This window comes from Aquabacterium sp., assembly GCF_004297345.1.
Taxonomy (GTDB): Bacteria; Pseudomonadota; Gammaproteobacteria; order Burkholderiales; family Burkholderiaceae_C; genus Aquabacterium.
Genome location: NZ_SCTN01000346.1, coordinates 1 through 2362, shown reverse-complemented (window position 1 = coordinate 2362; position 2362 = coordinate 1). Strand labels below are relative to the sequence as shown.

Annotated in this window: 3 protein-coding genes; all 3 read left to right on the top strand. The window is 55.4% G+C overall.

The features are described 5' to 3' along the window. Positions 1-59 precede the first annotated feature (59 nt). On the top strand, positions 60-377 hold the full coding sequence (locus EPO09_RS12700; protein WP_290643626.1) for a single-stranded DNA-binding protein: 318 nt from the start codon (positions 60-62) through the stop codon (positions 375-377). A 352-nt stretch (positions 378-729) separates the two neighbouring features. After that, entirely contained in the window at positions 730-933 is a 204-nt protein-coding gene (locus tag EPO09_RS12695) for a major capsid protein (RefSeq protein ID WP_290643624.1), read from the top strand. A 161-nt stretch (positions 934-1094) separates the two neighbouring features. Continuing rightward, on the top strand, positions 1095-2362 hold a 1268-nt coding region (locus EPO09_RS12690), incomplete at its 3' end, for a hypothetical protein (protein WP_290643622.1).

Here is a 2362-nt window from a genome sequence, read left to right as displayed (position 1 = left end):
CCCTGAATACCAAACCAGCCGGGATTTGATGCGCCTTGCGGCGTAAGGAGAGAGTTCATATGTCAGCCGTCCTGAACACTGCGCTCAGCGCCAAAGTGGTCGCATTGCAAGTTCTTGTCAAAGGCAAGGTCGAAGCTTCGCGTCGATTCGATGGCAAACGCTACACACGAATCATCACGCCAGCGGCGGATGCCTACAGCCGCCCACAAGTGGTTGAGGTCCGCAGCGTTTCCAAGTTGGGTGATGTTGGTGATGAAACCGAAGTGACGTGCCGCCTTGGCGGCTACACACGCAAGCCGTTTCGCACAACGGACAAGGAAACTGGTGAGACATCAATGGTGACTCCCGTTGACTTGACTCTAGATGCGGTCGAGTAACGCATATGTCGGCCGGGACGGTTCAAAGCGTGTTGGTCTGCGTGCCCGCGACTTCCGCCAGCCCAGCTCAACAAGCAGCTTGTCCTCGTGTTGGCACGCAGTACTACGTGCCCAGTCGGGTTCAAGCCTACCTGCTTGACCCGTCTCAACAAAACTCGATTGATGCGGCGTTAGGCGAATTCGACTACGCCTATGCCGGTGGGGTGTGGGGCCTGGCCTTCTCTATGGTCGTTGGCCTTTATTTCTCTGCTCACGGAATTGGGCTTGTCCTTGGAATGGTCCGCCGAGGATAGGTTTGTGCGACCGGGCGCATTCCCGGCTTTTGTTTTTGTTTTTTTTGAAAGGAAATCACATGAAGAAACTCGCGCTGGCCGCTGTGGCCGTTTCCCCCGTGCTGTCGTTCGCCGCGACTACCGGACCAGACCTGACTCCACTGACCAATGCCATTGACTTCAGCACGGTGATCACGGCCGTGCTGGCTATCGGCGGTTTGCTCGCTGGCGTTTACGTTGCGATCCGTGGCGCGAAGACAGTTCTGTCAATGATTCGCGGCTGATCTTTCGGCCATTCGGGGCGGGCCTCAACACCCGCCCCAATCAGCATTCAATGGATGGAGCTGAAATGACCATCGTGCAGCTTTGGTACTTGTTCATGTTTGGCTGGGGCATCGTCTGCGGCTGGGCTGTGATCGCTGGATTGAGCAAGGGGTAGTCATTCATGCTCAAGCGGATTGTTCTTCTCGCCTTTTCGTTTTCATCCTTTTGGAGCACATGCCATGCGCAAACTTTCCCTGTTACGCGGATGCAAAACTCAATCTCTGGCGCTATTGCTCAGAAGGCCTACAACCGTGGCTTCACGGTCGCCGACCCTCGTTACGGCGCGACACTGGATCTGGTTTCTGGTCAGCTTGTGGCTGTTGCAGGTTCTACAGCCGCTGCCATCACTCTCGGCACTGTTACAGCCCCTGCCTGGGCTTCTGTGGCGATTGCTGCTGGCGTGGGGGTCGTTGTTAGTACTGGCGTCAGTTTGGCGCTGAAGGGTGCATGGAATTGGCTTTTTTCGAATGATCTAAAGACCATCACCCAGCATTCTTCCGACACCCTGCCGACGGGAAACGGCCTTAACAAGGGTGGGCCCTACTGGGTCAGTTCCATTTTGTCGGTCTATGGATCGGACCCGACGGCTGTCATCACAACGGCCATTTCTTTGAACTGGGTTGGTGATAGCACGAGTTACTACCAGCTTGGTAACTGCACTTCCACGACCGTATATATGAGTTGCTTGGTGACGCGTGTCAACAAAACGAGCGGCTATCAGCAGACGGGTTATGCGGGTGTCGGAGCCACCTATCAAACGTCTGGCGCTCCTGGTACGTGTCAGCCCGGATTTGTTTACCGAAATGCAAGCTGTATCGCTGTATCTGCACAGGTTTCGCCTGACGTGGCGGGCCTTACAGCGCAGGCGGCCATTAACAACATTCCTGCATCAGAGCTTTTGAAGCCGCTGAATCCTGCTCTTGTCGCGACCCTAGCGGACAAAGCATGGCGTGATGCAGCTGCGCAGCCTGGGTATAGCGGCTTGCCATACGTCGCGTCTGATCCGATTACCGCTGCGGAAGTTGATGCATGGAGGCTAGCAAATCCAAACCTATGGCCGACTGTTCAAGATTTCGTCAATCCTCAACCTTCAACGAATAGCCCATGGAAGCTGCCCGGCAACGCTACCGTCACGCAGCAAGACCCGACGCAGCAAACTGTTCCATCGGTCAATCCTTCGGCTAGTTCGGCTCAAGTCAATCTCGGAGCTGACCCTGGCATCGGTAGCCCTTCGCTTGAAACTACGCCAACGGCTCAGCAGATTCTTGAGCCTCTGCTCGATCTGTTTCCTGATTTCCGCAGCTTTGTCGTTCCGTCACACCAAGCCACTTGCCCGAAGCCGACCTTCACAGTGTTCGGCAAACAAATCGTAATGGATGCGCATTGCAC